Annotated in this window: 17 protein-coding genes and 2 tRNA genes; 10 read left to right on the top strand and 9 right to left on the bottom strand. The window is 32.8% G+C overall.

Features of this window, described 5'->3' with window-relative positions; genetic code table 11:
* Positions 1–328, top strand: a 328-nt coding sequence (locus OIU83_RS19325) for a helix-turn-helix domain-containing protein (protein WP_264207907.1), incomplete at its 5' end; no start/stop codon positions are given.
* Positions 329–412: 84 nt separating this feature from the next.
* Here OIU83_RS19325 and OIU83_RS19330 read toward each other — a convergent pair.
* Positions 413–483: transfer RNA gene (locus tag OIU83_RS19330), tRNA-Gln, on the bottom strand.
* Positions 484–697: 214 nt separating this feature from the next.
* Positions 698–768: transfer RNA gene (locus OIU83_RS19335), tRNA-Gln, on the bottom strand.
* A 245-nt stretch (positions 769–1013) separates the two neighbouring features.
* On the opposite strand from OIU83_RS19335, the gene OIU83_RS19340 reads away from it, so the two are divergent.
* A complete protein-coding gene (locus OIU83_RS19340; protein WP_264207908.1) occupies positions 1014–4289 on the top strand; it encodes a glycosyltransferase family 117 protein in 3276 nt (1091 codons plus the stop codon).
* Between the two features lie 95 nt (positions 4290–4384).
* Positions 4385–5029 (top strand): polysaccharide deacetylase family protein, encoded by a 645-nt coding sequence (locus OIU83_RS19345; RefSeq protein WP_264207909.1) that lies wholly within the window; start codon positions 4385–4387, stop codon positions 5027–5029.
* 49 nt (positions 5030–5078) lie between these two features.
* Here OIU83_RS19345 and OIU83_RS19350 read toward each other — a convergent pair whose 3' ends face one another.
* From OIU83_RS19350 to OIU83_RS19375, 6 genes are all read right to left on the bottom strand, one after another.
* Positions 5079–5375: a thioredoxin family protein gene (locus OIU83_RS19350; RefSeq protein WP_264207910.1), complete on the bottom strand. Its 297-nt coding sequence runs from the start codon at positions 5373–5375 to the stop codon at positions 5079–5081.
* A gap of 73 nt (positions 5376–5448) precedes the next feature.
* On the bottom strand, positions 5449–6690 hold the full coding sequence (locus tag OIU83_RS19355) for a metallophosphoesterase (RefSeq protein ID WP_264207911.1): 1242 nt from the start codon (positions 6688–6690) through the stop codon (positions 5449–5451).
* Between the two features lie 192 nt (positions 6691–6882).
* A complete protein-coding gene (locus OIU83_RS19360) occupies positions 6883–7077 on the bottom strand; it encodes a hypothetical protein (RefSeq protein WP_264207912.1) in 195 nt (64 codons plus the stop codon).
* Between the two features lie 101 nt (positions 7078–7178).
* Positions 7179–8516 (bottom strand): sensor histidine kinase, encoded by a 1338-nt coding sequence (locus OIU83_RS19365; RefSeq protein WP_264207913.1) that lies wholly within the window; start codon positions 8514–8516, stop codon positions 7179–7181.
* A gap of 10 nt (positions 8517–8526) precedes the next feature.
* A complete protein-coding gene (locus tag OIU83_RS19370) occupies positions 8527–9201 on the bottom strand; it encodes a response regulator transcription factor (RefSeq protein WP_264207914.1) in 675 nt (224 codons plus the stop codon).
* A 187-nt stretch (positions 9202–9388) separates the two neighbouring features.
* A complete protein-coding gene (locus OIU83_RS19375; protein WP_264207915.1) occupies positions 9389–9583 on the bottom strand; it encodes a hypothetical protein in 195 nt (64 codons plus the stop codon).
* Positions 9584–9874: 291 nt separating this feature from the next.
* Here OIU83_RS19375 and polA point away from each other — a divergent pair, with 291 nt between their 5' ends.
* Entirely contained in the window at positions 9875–12718 is a 2844-nt protein-coding gene (polA, locus tag OIU83_RS19380) for a DNA polymerase I (RefSeq protein ID WP_264207916.1), read from the top strand.
* Between the two features lie 106 nt (positions 12719–12824).
* Here polA and OIU83_RS19385 read toward each other — a convergent pair whose 3' ends face one another.
* Positions 12825–13853, bottom strand: coding sequence for a LacI family DNA-binding transcriptional regulator (locus tag OIU83_RS19385; RefSeq protein ID WP_264207917.1), 1029 nt, complete (start codon positions 13851–13853; stop codon positions 12825–12827).
* Positions 13854–14083: 230 nt separating this feature from the next.
* Between OIU83_RS19385 and OIU83_RS19390 the strand changes: the two genes are divergently transcribed.
* From OIU83_RS19390 to tsf, 6 genes are all read left to right on the top strand, one after another.
* Positions 14084–14833: a ferritin-like domain-containing protein gene (locus OIU83_RS19390; protein WP_264207918.1), complete on the top strand. Its 750-nt coding sequence runs from the start codon at positions 14084–14086 to the stop codon at positions 14831–14833.
* 26 nt (positions 14834–14859) lie between these two features.
* The gene (locus OIU83_RS19395; protein ID WP_264207919.1) at positions 14860–15672 is read left to right on the top strand and encodes a ferritin-like domain-containing protein; all 813 of its coding nucleotides are present in this window, start codon (positions 14860–14862) and stop codon (positions 15670–15672) included.
* A gap of 193 nt (positions 15673–15865) precedes the next feature.
* The gene (gene rplM / locus OIU83_RS19400; protein ID WP_264207920.1) at positions 15866–16321 is read left to right on the top strand and encodes a 50S ribosomal protein L13; all 456 of its coding nucleotides are present in this window, start codon (positions 15866–15868) and stop codon (positions 16319–16321) included.
* Entirely contained in the window at positions 16321–16707 is a 387-nt protein-coding gene (gene rpsI / locus OIU83_RS19405; RefSeq protein ID WP_007808909.1) for a 30S ribosomal protein S9, read from the top strand. The genes rplM and rpsI overlap by 1 nt, the downstream gene beginning before the upstream one ends.
* A gap of 174 nt (positions 16708–16881) precedes the next feature.
* Positions 16882–17661 (top strand): 30S ribosomal protein S2, encoded by a 780-nt coding sequence (gene rpsB, locus OIU83_RS19410; protein ID WP_264207921.1) that lies wholly within the window; start codon positions 16882–16884, stop codon positions 17659–17661.
* Between the two features lie 136 nt (positions 17662–17797).
* Positions 17798–18760 carry a translation elongation factor Ts gene (tsf, locus tag OIU83_RS19415; RefSeq protein WP_264207922.1) on the top strand — a complete coding sequence of 321 codons (963 nt, stop codon included), beginning with the start codon at positions 17798–17800 and terminating at the stop codon, positions 18758–18760.
* Positions 18761–18801: the final 41 nt, after the last annotated feature.

Genomic DNA, 18801 nt, shown 5'->3' on the forward strand with positions numbered 1-18801 from the left:
CATTCTATTCGATTTTAACGAACCTGGCAAAATCGACTTAGAAGCTTTCATGAACAAAAACTTCCACTTTAACGTTCATTTAAATCGGTTTGCATATCTCAGCGGAAGAAGTTTAGCCACTTTTAAAAGAGATTTTCAAAAAATTTTCCAGCAAGCACCTGGAAACTGGCTATTAAACAAAAGACTTCAAGAAGCCTATTATCTTATAAAACAAGGAAAATCACCATCGGAAGTATATTTAGGCGTTGGATTTGAAGATTTATCCCATTTTTCGTTTTCATTCAAAAAGAAATTCGGAGTTGTTCCCTCATCAGTATTCTCAAAGTAATATTTTACTAAACTTTCGAAATCCAAAATCACAACTCTTAACTTTATTACATAAAAAAAGCCTCTCAATGAGAGGCTTTTCATGTTGGTCTACAAGGACTCGAACCTTGAAAGACTGCACCAAAAACAGTTGTGTTACCATTACACCATAGACCAGCAATGCTGTTAAGCGAGTGCAAATTTAGAACTTTTTTTAGTTTATGCAAATTTTTATACAATACCCATACAACAAAACCTTTTTATAAAAAAAATTAAATCAAAGAAAGACAAAATAAAAAGAAAGATTACCAAACCTGTCTCATCTACGAAATTTATAAAAACGCTAATTTTATTGCATAAAAAAAGCCTCTCGATTGAGAGGCTTTTTATGTTGGTCTACAAGGACTCGAACCTTGAAAGACTGCACCAAAAACAGTTGTGTTACCATTACACCATAGACCATCAGTGCGGTTAAGCGAGTGCAAATTTAGAGCTTTTTTTAGTTTGCACAAACTTTTTGAGTGAAAATTTCAAAAAAAAATCATTTTTTTTCCAACAAACAAAAGCGACAACACTAAACCGATTCATAACCAATACTTTACTTTTTACAATTACTTTTTTAGAAAAATTTGTTAATGCTGGTTTGATTACATAAAAAAACATTTTCTTTGTAAGATAAAATAAGGACAAATTTTTAATACCAAAATATGGCACAATTCAACTTTAATAAATGGAATACAATTATTGGTTGGTTAACATTTACAATCGCATTAATAACCTATACTCTTACTGTTGAACCTACAATGAGTTTCTGGGATTGTGGTGAATATATCGCTACAGCAGCAAAACTTGAAGTTGGTCACCCACCAGGAGCTCCTTTATTCCAGATGATGGGTGCATTCTTCGCAATGTTTGCGATGGATGACCAACATGTAGCTTTAATGGTAAACATGATGTCTGTTTTCTCAAGTGCCTTTACAATATTATTCATGTTCTGGTCTTCATCGATCATTCTTAAAAAAATTGTATCACGTTTTTCCGAAATCAACCAAAACAATGCAATTGTAATTTTAGGAAGTTCATTTGTTGGCGCACTAGCTTACACCTATTCAGATAGTTTTTGGTTTAATGCTGTCGAAGCCGAAGTTTATGCTATGGCTTCCTTATTAATCGCATTGCTTTTTTGGCTAGGATTACGTTGGGAACAAGATATGCATACTCCAAGAGGAAATAAATGGTTATTAATTATATCACTGGTTGTAGGGCTTTCATTTGGGGTACACTTCATGGCATTGCTTACGATTCCAGCAATTGGATTTCTTTATTTCTTTAAGAACTACGAAAAAGTCACTATTAAAAATTTCATCATTGCTAATATTGTAGTAGTAGCAATCTTGCTATTTATCTTTATATTATTACTTCCTTTAACCATGGCATTCTTTGGTAAAACCGAAATTTTCATGGTCAATGAAATGGGATTACCTTTTAACTCAGGAACTATTTTTGTAGCTTTAGTTTTTGTAGCTTTCTTTTATTTTGGATTACGCTACACAAAACAAAAAGGCCTTATTTTTTACAATACAATCATACTTTGCATTTTATTTATCTTAATTGGATTCTCTACATGGTTAATGCTACCTATTAGAGCAAATGCCAACACGGTAATCAACGAAAACAAACCTTCGGATGCAACAGAAGTTCTTGCTTATTACAACCGTGAACAATATGGTGTAAATCCATTATTTTACGGACCACAATACACCGAAATGTTTGCAGGATTAGACAAAAGCACGCCTTATCTTGACAAAAAGCCGAATTACGAAAGAGATTACAAAACAGGTAAATATATCATTACCAACAATTACAAAAACGCAGTACAAAATACTGATGATGCCCAAAAAGCATTTTTACCAAGAATGTGGAGCACAGACCATGTAGAAAACTACATTAACTTTACTCACCCTCCACAATTCAAGATAAACCCTAATTATCCCTATGAAGATGATCTGGCAAAATACGGCATTGATGCTAGTCAATTATCAGAAGAAGAATTCAACAAAGCAACAGCTCAACTACGAAATGAAGTTGAAAAAACTATAACAGAATTCAGAAAAGCATACGCTCAAAAACAAATCGACAATGAGGGTTATGTAAAATTCCTTAAAAGCTACGGCGATTATTTAATTATCGAAAAACCAACAACAGTAGACAACTTCAGTTTTATGGTTGAGTACCAATTTGGATATATGTACTGGAGATATTTAATGTGGAACTTTGTTGGACGTCAAAGTGACGTACAAGGAAAATATGACAACCTGGACGGAAACTGGATTAGTGGAATCAAAGTTTTAGATTCTCTACATGTAGGATCTCAAGATAATCTACCATCGGATGTATTAAACAACAAAGGAAGAAATGTATATTTCTTCTTGCCTTTCATTCTTGGATTAATTGGCTTAATGTACCATGCTAATAAAGATTTAAAAAGCTTCTATGTCTTACTGGCTTTATTCTTATTTACCGGTTTGGCATTAAAAATCTACCTGAACGAAAGACCTTTTGAACCTCGTGAAAGGGATTATGCCTTGGTAGGTTCCTTTTACGTATTTGCAATTTGGATTGGATTTGGTGTTTATGCCCTCTACGAAAGTCTGCAGAAATATGTAGCACCAAGAATTGCCGGACCAATAGTTATTGCTGGTAGCTTACTTGCTGCACCAATACTTATGGCTTCTCAAAACTGGGATGATCACGATAGATCAAACAAGTATACTGCTGTAGCAATGGCTAAAGCTTACTTAAATTCATGTGATCCAAATGCAATTTTATATACCATTGGAGATAATGATACATTCCCATTATGGTATGCACAAGAAATCGAACATATCAGAACTGATGTAAAAATCGTGAATACTAGTTTATTCATGACAGATTGGTATATCGATCAAATGAAAACAAAAACATACGAATCTAACCCTCTGCCTATATCTTTTGTACATGAGCAATACGTAGGAGATAAACTAGATTATGTAGCACATATTCCAAAAATAGAAAGCCGATGGGACATTAAAGATTTTATCAATTTCATTAAAAATCCTAAATCGACTGTTGAGATGCAAAATGGACAGATGATACATTTTTATCCAACAAACAAAATCAGAATTACAATAAACAAAGACAATATCATCAAGAACAAAGTAGTTGCACCTAAATACTACGACTCAATTGTTCCTTATATCGATATTGACATTAAAGGAAGTGCTATATACAAAAATCGTTTAATGATGCTTGATATATTAGCAAACAATGATTGGAAAAGACCAATTTATTTTAGCGGAGGTGCTTTTGACGATGAAGATTACCTATGGTTAAAAAATTATCTTCAGCTAGACGGTATGGCATACAAACTTGTACCTATTAAAAATGTTCCGTCTAAAGATGGTGGACCAATGGATATGGGACAAATTGATGCCGATAAAATGTATGACATCGTAATGAAATGGGATTGGGGCAATAGCGATAGCGATAAAATTTATCACGATCCGGAGACAAGACGAAACAGTATTACGTATCGCACTAACCTTTCCCGATTAATGAAACAGCTTATCGCCGAAGGTAAAATAGACAAAGCAAAAAATATCATTAACTTAGCCATGACAAAAATGCCATTGGACAAGTTTGGTTATTATTCACTAGTTGAACCTTTTGCCAAAGGATATTATGATGTTGGAGAAAAAGCCAAAGCACATGATTTACTAGCTAAATTGATAAATAAATATCAAGAAAACCTTAATTATTATAGTCATTTAGATCCTTCTGAGCAATCTAGTCTTGCTATAGATATCATTACAGATATTGAAAGATACAGAAGCTTATTACAGGTAATGAAAGCAAGCAACGATATGTCTTTATACAATAAGGAGAAAGTTACTTTCAACACTTATGTAAATGTTTTTGAAAGATTTGGCCGTGAAAAGGAATAAATAACATTCAAGAAAACATAATAATAAAAAAATGTAGCGCTATTGAAAAGTAACGCTACATTTTTTATTTTTACATAAATCTAAATTTCAAAAAAATGAGTTTTTATTGGATTAAGACAAATGCACTAATCAAAAGAGTTTTCTCCAACTATTATTGGGACATCCCTAATAAAGAGAATAAAATCTATTTGACTTTTGATGATGGTCCAACTCCCGAAATCACAAAATGGGTTTTATCAGAATTAAAGAAACGCAACATCAAGGCTACCTTCTTTTGTATCGGTAATAATATCGAGAAACACCCCGAAATTTTCAAAGAAGTAATCAATGACGGACATTCAATAGGAAATCATACTTTTAACCATCTAAAAGGCTGGAAAACGACCACAGAAACCTATTTAGAAAATAGCATCTTGTGCGATAAACAAATTCAAAAATCTTCCGTACAAAATCCTCAATCAAAGATATTTCGCCCACCTTATGGAAAAATCACAAAATCACAATCGACACAATTACGTCAATTGGGATATAAAATAATAATGTGGGATGTTTTAAGTGCAGATTTTGATCAGTGCATAACTCCCGAAAAATGCTTGCAAAATGTAATTAAGAATGTAAAATCAGGAAGTATAATTGTTTTTCATGACAGCATAAAAGCTTCTCAAAATCTTAAATTTGCATTACCAAAAACTTTAGATTTTTTAAAAGAAAACCATTTTACATTTGATGTTATTCATTAAACATAAAAATATTTAACAAATACAAAAGAATAATCAATAGTAAGAAAAATTAGAGTTGTTCTTGCACAATTCCAATAATAGTATTTGCATCCAATTCGCCAGACTGTCTCCAGATCATTTGCCCTTCTTTGTAAATCATCAAAGTAGGAAGTCCTTTAATTCTAAGCGCATCGGCCAATTCTTGATTTTTATCCACATCAATCTTTATCACTTTAGCTTTATCGCCAAGCGCAGCTGCAACATCCTTAATAACAGGATGCATTAACACAGATGATTCGTTCCAATCGGTGTAAAAATCAATTAACACTGGAACTTGAGCATTTATAAGTTCTCCAAATTTTGACATAAAACCAACAATTTAATCTTTTTAAATATACTAAAAAGAGATAATTATATACAAATGTAGCATTTTTAACGAATTATGCCACATCCTTACCTTTTTTTAGTTCAATCACGGTTATTTCGGGCATTATCCCTACACGTCCTGGATAAGCATGAAATCCAAAGCCGCGGTTTACATATACATAACGACCCACATGTTCATACAAGCCAGCCCATTGTTTATAAACATATTGTGCTAAGCTCCATTTAAAATAACCAGGTATTTCAATTCCAAATTGCATACCATGCGTATGCCCTGATAAAGTAAGGTGAAAATTTTTAGGATGATCTTTTATTTCATATTCCCAATGACTCGGATCATGACTCATTAAAACCTTGAAATCATCTTGGTGAACATTTTGCGAAGCCTTATTTAAATCACCCGCTTTTTTAAAATTATTCCCCCAATTCTCAACTCCAACTAAGGCAATCTTATCATCTCCTTTTTGGATATAAGTATGTTCATTCAACAATAAATCAAAACCAATTTGTCCATATAAACTTTTTATAGCTTCAAAATTCTCTTCTTTCTTCTCTTCAGATGGCCATGTTACATACTCTCCATAATCATGATTCCCTAAAACAGCATATTTACCAAACTCATGCTTTTTAATCTTATTAAAAGTCTCAAGCCAAGGATGCATCTCGGTTGCGTGGGTATTAACAATATCTCCGGTAAACAAAATCATATCCGAGTTTTGCTCGTTTACCAAATCGATAGCATAGCTTATTTTCTCAGGATTATCGAAACTTCCAGAATGTACATCGGAAATTTGTGTGATTCTAAATCCATCAAAAGCATCTGGTAAATCTGGAAAAAACACAGTTTGCTTAAATACTTTAAAATTATATTTCCCCTCAAGAATTCCATAAATTAAAGACAGGAAAGGAACTGCTGCCAATCCTACTGCTATTTGACTTACAAACTTTCTTCGACTAGGTATTACAGCATTTTTTACAGGATTTGGATTCTCTATAAAATAATTTACTACCCCTACCCCTACTCGAAAAATATCTTCTCCTAAAAGCACTAATGTTATTACAATTTTTGGAACATAAACCAATAGCATCAAGCCCATTGTAAACATAGTTTGCTTTGTTTGCCCAACCGAACGATCAAATTGCGTAAAGGAATATATTATAAATACAAAAAGTAGTAAACTTAATATCTGGTAACTTATCAAGAGCCATCTTAACTTAATTAATGTTCTAATAGCTTGAAAAGAATAGAACTCTATAAATAAGAAAACAGCACAAATAATTATAAAACGAATGACCATTGGTTATTTTTTAGACAAAGTAACAAAGAATGAAAATGCAAAAAATTTTTATTATAAAAAATTTAACGCAAACAATAACAAAAAAAGCTGATGAATAAATCCATCAGCTTTCCACCTACTAAAACTATTATTTTACCTACCCCCTTTATAAATTATAACCCTAATTTATAATAAGCAAAATACAAATCGTTTTTATTTTTTAGCTTTTGCAGCTTCTGGTTTAGCTACTTCTGTAGTTGCAGCTGCTGCTTTTTTGTCTGCTTTCTTTTTTGCATGTTTAGTAGCTTTTACTTCTTTTGTTGGAGCTGTTTGAGCTGGAGTTGTTTGTGCATTTACCATTGATGCTGTTCCTAAAACTGCTACTGCTAACATTAATACTTTTTTCATGATTGTTGATTTTATATGATTATTAATTCATTTATAGGTCAAAGATATATTCACTAAATGAAGATAAAATGAAGATTTAGCCTCAACCCAAATTTTAACATTTAATTAAGTTTTGCATTGTTTGGAAACAACAATAAAAATATTGTTCCTCCATTAATAGTCGAAGTAACTTTAATCTCTATATGATGAAAGAAAGCAATACTATCGGCAATAGCCAATCCTAAACCTTGCCCATCCTGATCCGAACTAATTCGGGTAAAGCGATTAAATATCTTTTCGATTTGAGATTCACTCATTCCTATTCCCGAATCAGATATTGACAAATAATAATGTTGATCCTGAAAATCATCACTCACAATTATAGTTCCACCTTCTTTATTATACTTTATTGCATTGGTAACTAAATTATATAATAGGATATGAATTAGCGTTTTATTTCCCCTGAACTCAAAGTCATACTTCATTTCATTTAAGAACTCCAATCCCTTATCATCAATTCTATCCTGTAAATCATCATACAATCCATCTACGATCTCCTGAAAATCAATCTTTTCATTGGCTTCATATTGATTATTTTCGATTCTGGAAATCAACAATAAATTATTTATTATTTTTTTCAGCATATCCAAAGTCCTAAGCGCACCAGCTATTTTATCTACTGCATTATCATTTAAGGAATCATTTTGCAATAAGTTTTCAAATTTACTTTTCAATAAAGCAATAGGAGTCAAAAGTTCATGGGAAACATTGGATATAAATTGTTTTTCTTTTTTAAAAAGCTCCCCTATTCTATCCATCATTTGGTTTAAAACCGAATCTAGTTCTCTAAAATCTGCCGAGTGTGCTTTAATTGGAGTATGATCAAATGCTTCCGGCTCATTTACACGACGTATCTTAGTATCTATGATCTTATAAAAAGGTTTGAGTAAATACTCTATATAAAATGTATCTGCCAGGAAAGTTATCAAAACAATCACAACCAATACAATAATTATAAAAAGCTTAATAATAAAGGTAAGATCATTAATTTCGGCAAGACTGCTTCCTATTTCCAGCTGATATCCTACATCTCCGTATGTAAAATGATATTGTAAAATTCTATATTCATTTTCCTCTCCCTCTATAATCCTGTAATCATTAACAAAGCTTGACTTCTCCTGATTAGGTAATATTGGTAATCTAGAAAGTACTAAAAACTCACTATGTAATGTCGAAAATTGAGAATAGGTTTCTGTAGAATCCTCGGAGTTTTCGATAAAATCATCAATTTCATTTTGATTCAAATGTTCAATGAATTTTTTCTTTTTTTCCAAAAGCCCATTATTAATGTGTCTATAAACCACATCATGAACCAAAATAGGCAACATTAACCATAAAACTAAAATCACCAACAATCTAGTTAGTGCATTAAAAATTGCTAATTGGTGTTTTATTTTCACGTTGATTTATTTATGCATTAATTCGATAACCTACATTTCTCACGGTTTCAAACCAATCTATTGCTGTATGTTTATCAAGTTTTTTTCGAAGGTTACGAACATGGACATCTATAAAATTAGAATCGGAGTTTATCTCCAGAATATCTCCCCATATATGCTCTGTTAATTGCAATCTGGTAATTACGCGATTTTTATTTAAAGCTAAATATTGAAAGATATCGAATTCTTTTTTTGTTAAATTAACCGCAGTTCCATCATAACTTACTTTATAATCCTGCAATTGCAAAGAGAATCCATGCACTATTAAATCATTTAAAGTATAACCATGCATCCTACGAATTACAGCAAATAAGCGAGCACTTAATTCTGTCAATGCAAATGGTTTAGTAAGATAATCATCCGCACCAAGATCTAATCCATCTATCCTGTCGTCCAATTCTCCTCTGGCAGTAATAACAATTACAGCTATTTTCGATTTGGTTTTTCGAACAGCTTTTAAAACATCAAACCCATCTCCATCTGGCAAACCTAAGTCAAGCAACATTGCATCATAATCATTTCCTCCTATTTCATCTAAAGCTTCATGACATGTATTTGCAATTTTACACACATACCCAACATCGATCAAAAAATCACGAACTTCCTCAGCCAGTTCTTTATTATCTTCAACAATAAGAATATTCATAAATATTATTTTATAAATTAAAAGTAAACAAATAATGAAAACGTATTTTTTTAATTATTAAAAAATTAACGTGCATTTAAATCTAAATAAAAAAGCTGATAAATTTCTTTATCAGCTTTAGCAATAATTACCCTTTTTGTTTTGTCTACCCTCATTTACTTCATCGAAAACAAAACAAAAACGATATCTATTTTTTAGCTTTTACTGGTTCAGCTTTAGTAGCTACTTTAGTCTCAGTTTTTGCTTTTTTATCAGCTTTAGCTTTTGGCTCTTTAGTAGCTTTAACTTCTTTAACTGGTGCTGGTTTTGTTTGAATTGGAGCTGCAGTAGCCATTACACTTGTTCCTAAAACTGCTACTAATAACATTACTAAATTTTTCATGATTTTGATATTTAAATTGTTTTTATCTTATTTGATAGACCAAATGTACACCTGCAATATGAAGACAAAATGAAGAAGATAGAGACCCTTAAAATTTTAACTCGACATTAACTTTCTCATCTTTACCATATAAATTCAACCAAACTAAGTTTGTCATATCCTCTTATATAACTTATATGGTTTAAAGAAAACACCTCTTATTTTAAATTAGTGCTTATCGATATTAAATTTTCAAGAACCGAATCGTTTTTAAAACCCAATTGTTTATTTTTACAGACTAATATTTTTTTTATGTCAACTCAAAAACGTCTTTTTCTTCTTGATGCTTATGCTCTAATCTTTCGTGGTTATTATGCGTTTATAAAAAACCCTCGAATTAACTCCAAAGGAATGGATACCTCTGCAATTATGGGATTCATGAATTCTCTTTTGGACGTTATTAAAAGAGAAAAACCAGATCATTTAGCAGTCGCTTTTGATAAAGGAGGAAGTGCTTTGCGTAATGAAATATTCCCTGAGTATAAAGCCAATCGAGATGTAACTCCCGAAGCCATAAAAATTGCTGTACCTTATATACATGAATTATTAAAAGCAATGCACATCCCTATTATAGAAGTTGCCGGTTTTGAAGCCGATGATTTAATTGGAACTATTGCAAAACAAGCCGAGAAAGAAAACTACAAAGTCTTTATGGTTACACCAGATAAGGATTTTGCACAATTGGTTTCCGAAAACATATTCATGTACAAACCTGCCCGTATGGGTAATGGAATAGAAATTTGGGGTGTTCCTGAAGTATTGGCAAAATTTGAAATCGAACGTCCTGAGCAAGTAATTGATTTTCTTGGTATGATGGGTGATGCAGCCGATAATATTCCTGGACTTCCTGGAGTAGGAGAAGTTACCGCCAAAAAACTATTGAAAGAATACGGCTCAATGGAAAATCTTTTGGCAAATACCGATAAGCTAAAAGGAAAAATGAAAGAAAATATCGAAGCCAACGCCGAGAAAGGATTACTATCCAAAACACTGGCAACTATCTTATTAGATTGCCCGGTAACTTTCAATGAAGCAGATTATGAATTAACACGTCCTGACATAGAAAAAACCGATGCTATTTTTCAAGAATTGGAATTTAGAAGAATGGCAGAACAATTTGATAATCTTTTTAAAGCTGACGGAAGCGGATTAGCATCTACTGCAGCTGCTCCTGACCCAAAATTATATAAAAAACCACAACCGAAAAACGATGATCAATTTGACCTTTTCGGAAGCGCTACTACTGATGAAAATCCCGAAGAACACAGAACTTCTTTTTACAGTAACCTAGAAAACACGCCACACTCTTACCAAATCATACAAGGAGACTTAGGCTTAAAATTACTTTTACAAAATTTACAAAACCAAACATCTGTTTGTTTTGATACCGAAACTACAGGAATAAATGCTTTACATGCCGAATTGGTAGGGATTTCTTTTTCTTACGAGAAAGGAAAAGGATTCTACGTTCCGTTTCCAGAAAACCAAGAAGAAGCAAAAGTATTAATTGACAAATTTATTCCGTTCTTCGAAAATGAAGCAATCGAAAAAATAGGTCAGAATTTAAAATACGATTTAAAAATATTATTAAATTATGGTGTTTCTGTAAAAGGAAAACTATTCGACACCATGATTGCGCATTATTTGATTAATCCTGATATGCGTCATAATATGGATATTTTATCAGAAACTTATTTAAAATATGCTCCAAAATCAATTGAAGATTTAATTGGTAAAAAAGGAAAGAACCAGAAATCGATGCGTGATGTTCCTCTCGAGGATATAAAAGAATATGCTGTTGAAGATGCCGACGTAACTTTACAACTAAAAGAAATATTCACAACAGAATTAGACAAAACCGAGACCAAAAAATTATTCGATGAAATCGAAATTCCATTGGTTAGTGTTTTGGCTGCAATGGAAACCGAAGGAATTAGACTTGATGTTGACTTTTTAAAATCATTATCAGAAGAATTAGGCAATGATATTAAAACATTAGAAGCCAAAATTTATGAGATTGCAGGTGAGCAATTCAACCTTGCATCACCTAAGCAATTGGGAGATATTTTATTTGATAAATTAAAAATTGGCGGAGCAAAGCAAAAGAAAACCAAAACAGGTCAATACGCAACTGGTGAAGAAATCTTAAGCTATTTGGCCAAAGACAATGAGATTGTTGCTGCAATTCTAGACTGGCGTTCTCTTGTAAAATTGCAAAACACCTATGTTGAAGCTTTGCCATTACAGGTAGACCCTGTTTCCAAAAGGGTACATACCGATTATATGCAAACTGTAGCCGCAACAGGTCGTTTAAGCTCAAACAATCCCAACTTACAAAATATCCCGATTCGTACCGAAAGAGGCCGACAAATACGTAAAGCTTTTATTGCTCGCGATGAAAATTATACCTTAATCTCTGCCGATTACTCTCAAATAGAATTGCGAATTATCGCTGCTTTAAGTGGCGAAGAGAATATGATAAAAGCATTCCAGAATCACGAAGACATTCATAAATCGACCGCTTCCAAAGTATTTAATGTCGCACTCGAAGAAGTAACTCGAGAACAACGTAGCCATGCCAAAACAGTAAACTTTGGTATTATCTATGGTGTCTCCGCTTTTGGACTAAGTAACCAAACTTCATTATCAAGAAGCGAAAGTGCAACTTTAATTGAAGCATACTATAAAACATATCCAAGATTAAAATCATATATCCAGGAACAAATAGAATTTGCAAGAGAAAATGGCTACGTACAAACTATTCTAGGTCGTCGTCGTTATTTAAAAGATATTAATTCCCAAAATGCAATTGTTCGTGGTGGTGCAGAGAGAAATGCTGTAAACGCTCCGATACAAGGAAGTGCTGCCGATGTTATCAAAATTGCGATGATCAACATCTATAAAAAACTAACATCTGAAAATTGGAAATCTAAAATGTTACTTCAAGTGCATGATGAGCTTGTGTTTGACGTACACAACGATGAACTTGAAAAAATTCAACCTATGATTAAACACGAAATGGAAAATGCATTTATAATGGCAGTTCCCTTAGAAGTAGAATTAGGTTTGGGTAAAGATTGGTTAGAGGCGCATTAAAAAAATTTAGCCCTTATGAAATACTAATTTATCAATTAGTATTCAAATTCATTCCCTAAATTAGTGTCATAAAAAAATCCATTAGCAGTGCTAATGGATTTTTTTATTATTTAGATTTTCTTGTTGATTCTCTCTCTTTCAGCTTGGTTTTAATTACGATGGTTTCGTAATCGGTAGTCTCCCCTTCTTTTTCTTCTAATCTTGATATTAATCGTTTGGCAGCCACTTCACCAATTTCTATTCCGTGTTGGCTTATTGTAGTTAAACTTGGTGATAAACGTCTCGAAGCCAAAATTCCATCTGCAAAACCTATTATCGATATATCTTCCGGAACTTTAAATCCTTTTTTCAAACTAACTCTTAAAGCTGCAACTGAATCATTTTCATCTAAAGCAAAAATCGCATCTATTTTATGATCAAAAATTGCGTCTATTTTACTTTTCATATCCTCCTCAGAGTCTGTACGAAGAATTATTTTTTCATTTACAGGAATATTATTGTCTTTTAAAGCTTTCAAATATCCATCTGCTCTCAATTTCCCAACACTTAAATTATCTACAGAAGAAATCAAGGCTATGTTTTTACATCCTAAATTAATCAAATGTTGCGTTGAATTTAAAGCCGAGTCAAAATCATCAACTACCACTTTATCACACTCTACACCTTCTGCAATTCTGTCGAACATTACAATTGGCGTTCCATCATTTATAATTTCTTTAAAGTGATTGTATTCTTGTAACTTTTGAGCTTCTTCAGAAACTGATAAAATAAACCCATCAATGGTTCCATTACTTAACATTTCGAGTGTATGAATTTCTTTTTCTAGAGACTCATTCGAAATACACGTAATTACATTATATCCTTTTTTATCTGCTACTTTTTCGATACCACTAAAAACCTTCGCGAAAAATGAGTTTAATATATTAGGTATAATAACTCCAATCGTTTTTGTTTTACGGTTTTTTAAATTCAAACCAATAACATTCGGTTTGTAATTTTTTAGTTTGGCATACTCTTTAATTTTAATTTTAGTTTGCTCACTAATTTCAGGACTATCATTAAGTGCCTTAGAAACTGTAGACACAGAAACATTAAGTTCTTTTGCGATTTGTTTTAGAGTTGCTTTAGCTTTCATTTAGATAATTTTATTGAATTAATACAAATATAGTAGAATTACGGAAATTAAAACAAAAACAATCCAAAACCTGCATTAAAATTTCAAGAAATTACATCTCCTTCTTAAAATACTTTAAATAAAAAATTAAAATAAAGCCAAAATTTAAAACCGCCCGCCTAAAAATTTCGTTTATAACTATTTACGTGATAATTATAATTGCTATTAACAACCTTTAAAGAATTTAAATTATGAAAAATGAAGTTAAAATTCACGAAGTTAACCCCCTATTAAATAATAGGAGGAGTTTTCTTAAGCTCAGCGGACTAACGATAGTTGGAACTGGCTTACTTTTGGCAGGATGTAGTCACGATAATAATGAAGATATGCCAGTTGATGACACTTCATTACCGGGGATTAGAAATGGAGTCTTCGATTTAGGATCTGGAGATTTTGGTGTATTAACATATGCATATGCCCTAGAACAATTAGAAGCAGACTTTTACACAAAGGTTGTAAATGCTTCAAGCTTTAACACTGTATTTAACGATATTGAAAAACAAGTACTTACCGATTTATATCACCACGAAGTAATTCACAGAGAGTTTTTTAAAGCTGCATTAACTGGAGCACTTCCTAGCCCAAGCACTCAATTACTCCCTAATTTGGCATTTAATTACGGCTCACTAAACTTTAACAGCCGTACAGATGTACTTGCAACTGCCAAAGCTCTTGAAGATACTGGAGTTGCTGCCTATAATGGTGCAGGAAAATTAATTAAAAGTGCCGACTATTTATTATTGGCTGGAAAAATTGTTTCTGTAGAGGCAAGACACGCATCGGCAATAAGAAGTTTGATTAATCCAAACTCTACCGATTTTGCAGGCGACGATATAGTAAATCCTACAACTGGATTAGATGCAGCAAAAGATCCTTCAAAAATCTTACCTATTGCTGGAGGTTTTATAACAACTCAATTTACAGCCAAGTATTTACCATAAACGTACCCACTTAAATCTTAGAAATTATGAATATATTAAAATTTATAGAAACCTTTGCAGATGAGAGCGCAATGAGAAGCACGGGTTCAAGAAGAGACAGTTTTACACAATTTGGAAGTATCGGAAAGACCTTGGCAATAGCCTCTGTCCCGTTTGGACTTTCGGCTTTGGCCAATAAAGCTTTAGCCAAAGATATAACTGCGACTCCAGCAACTCCAATTGGAGCTTTGCAATTTGCATTGACATTAGAATATTTGGAAAATGAGTTTTATGCCATGGCATTAGATTCAGGTGTTATTCCAGCATCAGAAAATGGGGGGCGTGATTTAAAAGTTTTTCAACAAATAGCAGCCCACGAATCAGATCACGTTAAATTTTTAATTGCAGGATTAGGCGGAACAGCAAGTGCAAATTTTGTTCCTAAACCTACTTTTGACTTTACTGTTGGTGGCGCATTTGATCCATTTCATGATTATCCAACATTCTTAGCTTTGGCACAAGCATTCGAAGACACAGGCGTAAGAGCATATAAAGGTCAGGCTGGAAATTTAATTTCTACACCAGATTTATTAACTGCAGCGTTACAAATACATTCTGTAGAGGCACGTCACGCATCCGAAGTAAGAAGATTACGCGGACTTAAAGGATGGATTACCGGAAGCGAAAGAGGTGCAGGAATGCCAATACAAACTCAGGCAGTATATGATGGTGAACAACTTACAGTACAAGCTGGATTTAACACAGCGGCATTATTTGGTGCAGCAGCAGGATCTGAAGCATATGATGAACCGCTTACAACGCAACAAGTTGTAGACATCGCAAATTTATTTATTGTTTAGCAAAAATACATCCACAAATATCTAAACCAGCATACTTAATTGTAATGCTGGTTTTTTTATACTTTTAAATAAGAAAGATATCTCCTGATTTTCAGCATTTAAAATAATCTTTTAAGGTATTTGGTTTTAAAATAATTAATTGTACTTTTGCAACCCCTTTATTGGGGATGGAATGTTTAATTAAAATAATATTATGGACGCATTAAGCTACAAAACAGTTTCAGCTAGCAAAGCCACTGTAACTAAAGAGTGGATTGTTGTTGACGCTGAAGGTCATAACTTAGGACGTCTTGCTTCAAAGGTTGCAATGATCTTAAGAGGTAAGTACAAACCAAGTTACACACCGCACGTTGACTGTGGAGATAACGTAATTGTTATCAACTCAGAAAAAATTAACCTTACAGGTAAAAAAATGGATGACAAAATTTACATGCGTCATACAGGTTACCCAGGAGGACAAAGAACTTTAACTGCTAAAGTATTGCAAGCAAAAAACCCTGCATTATTAGTAGAGAAAGCAGTAAAAGGGATGTTACCTAAGAACAAATTAGGAGCTGAACTTTTCAGAAATTTAAATGTTGTTGTAGGATCTGAGCACAAACAAGGAGCTCAAAAACCTAGAACTGTTAACCTAAACGATCTTAAGTAATGGGAGTTATTCACAAAATCGGTAGAAGAAAAACCGCTGTTGCACGTGTTTATGTTTCAGAAGGAACAGGGAAAATCACTGTAAACAAAAAAGAATTCGCAACCTATTTCCCAACTGCAACTTTACAGTACAAAGTTTTACAACCAATGTCTATGACAGAAAATGTAAATAACTTTGATGTAAAAGTAAACGTTTACGGAGGTGGTTCAACTGGTCAAGCAGAAGCTGTAAGAATGGCATTAGCACGTGTTATGTGTGAAGTAAATGCTGAAAACAGAGCTATCTTAAAACCAGAAGGTTTATTAACAAGAGATCCAAGAATGGTTGAACGTAAGAAATTCGGTCAGAAGAAAGCTCGTAAGAGATTCCAATTCTCTAAACGTTAATATTACCTGTCTTGTTCATTTGGAACAAGGCATATCAATTATTATTGAATTTAAAAAACACAGTTGTTGTTGCTCTCCTATCGAGGTAGGAAATAGTTTAGCATCTAAATGTATAAAGCCGACAAAATCGCCATTTATGCATTGCTAATCAACAGAACGTAAACTAGTACAAAAATGGCAAACAAAGTAGAAGTAAAAGAATTACTAGAAGCAGGTGTTCACTTTGGACACATGACTAGAAAATGGGATCCAAACATGGCTCCTTACATTTATATGGAGCGTAATGGTATTCACATTATCAATCTATATAAAACTGCAGCAAAAATCGAAGAGGCTAATGAAGCTTTGAAAAAAATCGCTGCATCAGGTAGAAAAATATTATTCGTAGCTACCAAAAAACAAGCTAAAGACATCGTTGCTGATAAAGCAAAAGCTGCAAACATGCCTTATATCACTGAAAGATGGCCTGGTGGAATGCTAACTAACTTCGTAACTATCCGTAAAGCTGTTAAAAAAATGGCTACTATTGATAAAATGAAGAAAGACGGTACTTTCATGACACTTTCTAAGAAAGAGCGTTTACAAGTAGATCGTCTTCGTGCTAAATTAGAGAAAAACTTAGGTTCAATCGCAGACATGTCTAGACTACCTGCAGCATTGTTCGTAGTAGATATCAAAGCTGAACATATCGCAATAAAAGAAGCACAAAAATTAAACATTCCAGTTTTTGCAATGGTGGATACTAACTCTGATCCAAGAGAAGTAGAGTATGTAATCCCATCAAATGATGATGCTTCTAAATCAATTGATAAAATTTTATCTTTAGTTACAGCTGCAATCGTTGAAGGTCTTTCTGACAGAGGTTCTGATAAAGAGACTGACTTATTGCCTGCTACAGACGAAGCAACTCCAGCTGCTGAAGCTGTTGAAGCTCCTGCTGAAACAAAAGAATAAATAAACATTTAAATTCCAATTTTTAAATTCCAAATCCCATAAAAAATTAGAAACGTAACGTTGATAATTTAATAAAATTGGAATTTGAGATTTAAGGATTGGAATTTTTACTTTTAACATTAAAATTCAAAATATTATGGCAACAATTACTGCTGCAGACGTAAATAAATTAAGACAATCTACAGGTGCCGGAATGATGGACTGTAAAAAAGCTTTAGTTGAGGCTGACGGAGATTTCGATAAAGCTATACAAGTCCTTAGAGAAAAAGGACAAAAAGTTGCTGCTAACCGTTCTGACCGTGAGTCTTCTGAAGGAGCTGCTGTTTCTTTTATCAATGCTGACAATACTAAAGGAGCTATCATCACTTTAAACTGCGAAACTGATTTCGTAGGTAAAAATGAAACTTTTATAGCTTTAGCTAAAGAATTAGTTAAAAAAGCAATCAACTTCTCTTCTAAAGAAGAATTCTTAGCTTCAGATTTCAACGGAATTACTGTTGCTGAAAAATTAATCGAGCAAACTGGAGTTATCGGAGAAAAAATCGAAATCGGTGGTTTTGAAATTTTAGAAGGTGCTTTTGTTGGATCTTATGTTCACGTTAACAAAATTGCTGCATTAACTGCAATTTCTGCTGCAATTCCTAACGCTGACGTTTTAACTAAAGATGTTTCTATGCAAGTTGCTTCTATGGGAGCTGATACATTATCTTACAAAGATTTTGATCCTGCTTTCGTTGAATCTGAACTTGCTGCTCGTATTGCTGTAATCGAAAAGGATAATGAAGAAGCTAAACGTTTAGGAAAAACTTTAAAAAATGTTCCTAAATACATTTCTTTCTCTCAATTAACTGAAGAAGTTTTAAAACAAGCTGAAGAAGATGCTAAAGCTGAATTAAAAGCTGAAGGTAAACCAGAACAAATTTGGGATAAAATTATTCCAGGAAAAGTTCAACGTTTCATCTCTGACAACACTACTTTAGATCAAGAGAAAGCTTTACTTGACCAAAACTTCATCAAAGATGATAGTAAAAAAGTTGGTGATTACGTTAAAGGATTCAATGTTGAAATTACAGGTTTCAAAAGAGTTACTTTAGGATAATCTATTCTAATTCGCATAAAAAAAGAGAGACTATACGGTCT

Source organism: Flavobacterium shii (genome assembly GCF_025847235.1).
Taxonomy (GTDB): Bacteria; Bacteroidota; Bacteroidia; order Flavobacteriales; family Flavobacteriaceae; genus Flavobacterium; species Flavobacterium shii.

Coding starts and splice junctions, on each gene's coding strand:
- OIU83_RS19350 (WP_264207910.1), bottom strand. CDS start 5,375: ATGTCAAAATTTGGAGAACTTATAAATGCTCAAGTTCCAGTGTTAATT.
- rplM (WP_264207920.1), top strand. CDS start 15,866: ATGGACGCATTAAGCTACAAAACAGTTTCAGCTAGCAAAGCCACTGTA.
- OIU83_RS19370 (WP_264207914.1), bottom strand. CDS start 9,201: ATGAATATTCTTATTGTTGAAGATAATAAAGAACTGGCTGAGGAAGTT.
- OIU83_RS19395 (WP_264207919.1), top strand. CDS start 14,860: ATGAATATATTAAAATTTATAGAAACCTTTGCAGATGAGAGCGCAATG.
- OIU83_RS19340 (WP_264207908.1), top strand. CDS start 1,014: ATGGCACAATTCAACTTTAATAAATGGAATACAATTATTGGTTGGTTA.
- tsf (WP_264207922.1), top strand. CDS start 17,798: ATGGCAACAATTACTGCTGCAGACGTAAATAAATTAAGACAATCTACA.
- OIU83_RS19355 (WP_264207911.1), bottom strand. CDS start 6,690: ATGGTCATTCGTTTTATAATTATTTGTGCTGTTTTCTTATTTATAGAG.
- OIU83_RS19345 (WP_264207909.1), top strand. CDS start 4,385: ATGAGTTTTTATTGGATTAAGACAAATGCACTAATCAAAAGAGTTTTC.
- rpsB (WP_264207921.1), top strand. CDS start 16,882: ATGGCAAACAAAGTAGAAGTAAAAGAATTACTAGAAGCAGGTGTTCAC.
- OIU83_RS19390 (WP_264207918.1), top strand. CDS start 14,084: ATGAAAAATGAAGTTAAAATTCACGAAGTTAACCCCCTATTAAATAAT.
- OIU83_RS19385 (WP_264207917.1), bottom strand. CDS start 13,853: ATGAAAGCTAAAGCAACTCTAAAACAAATCGCAAAAGAACTTAATGTT.
- OIU83_RS19375 (WP_264207915.1), bottom strand. CDS start 9,583: ATGAAAAATTTAGTAATGTTATTAGTAGCAGTTTTAGGAACAAGTGTA.
- polA (WP_264207916.1), top strand. CDS start 9,875: ATGTCAACTCAAAAACGTCTTTTTCTTCTTGATGCTTATGCTCTAATC.
- OIU83_RS19360 (WP_264207912.1), bottom strand. CDS start 7,077: ATGAAAAAAGTATTAATGTTAGCAGTAGCAGTTTTAGGAACAGCATCA.
- rpsI (WP_007808909.1), top strand. CDS start 16,321: ATGGGAGTTATTCACAAAATCGGTAGAAGAAAAACCGCTGTTGCACGT.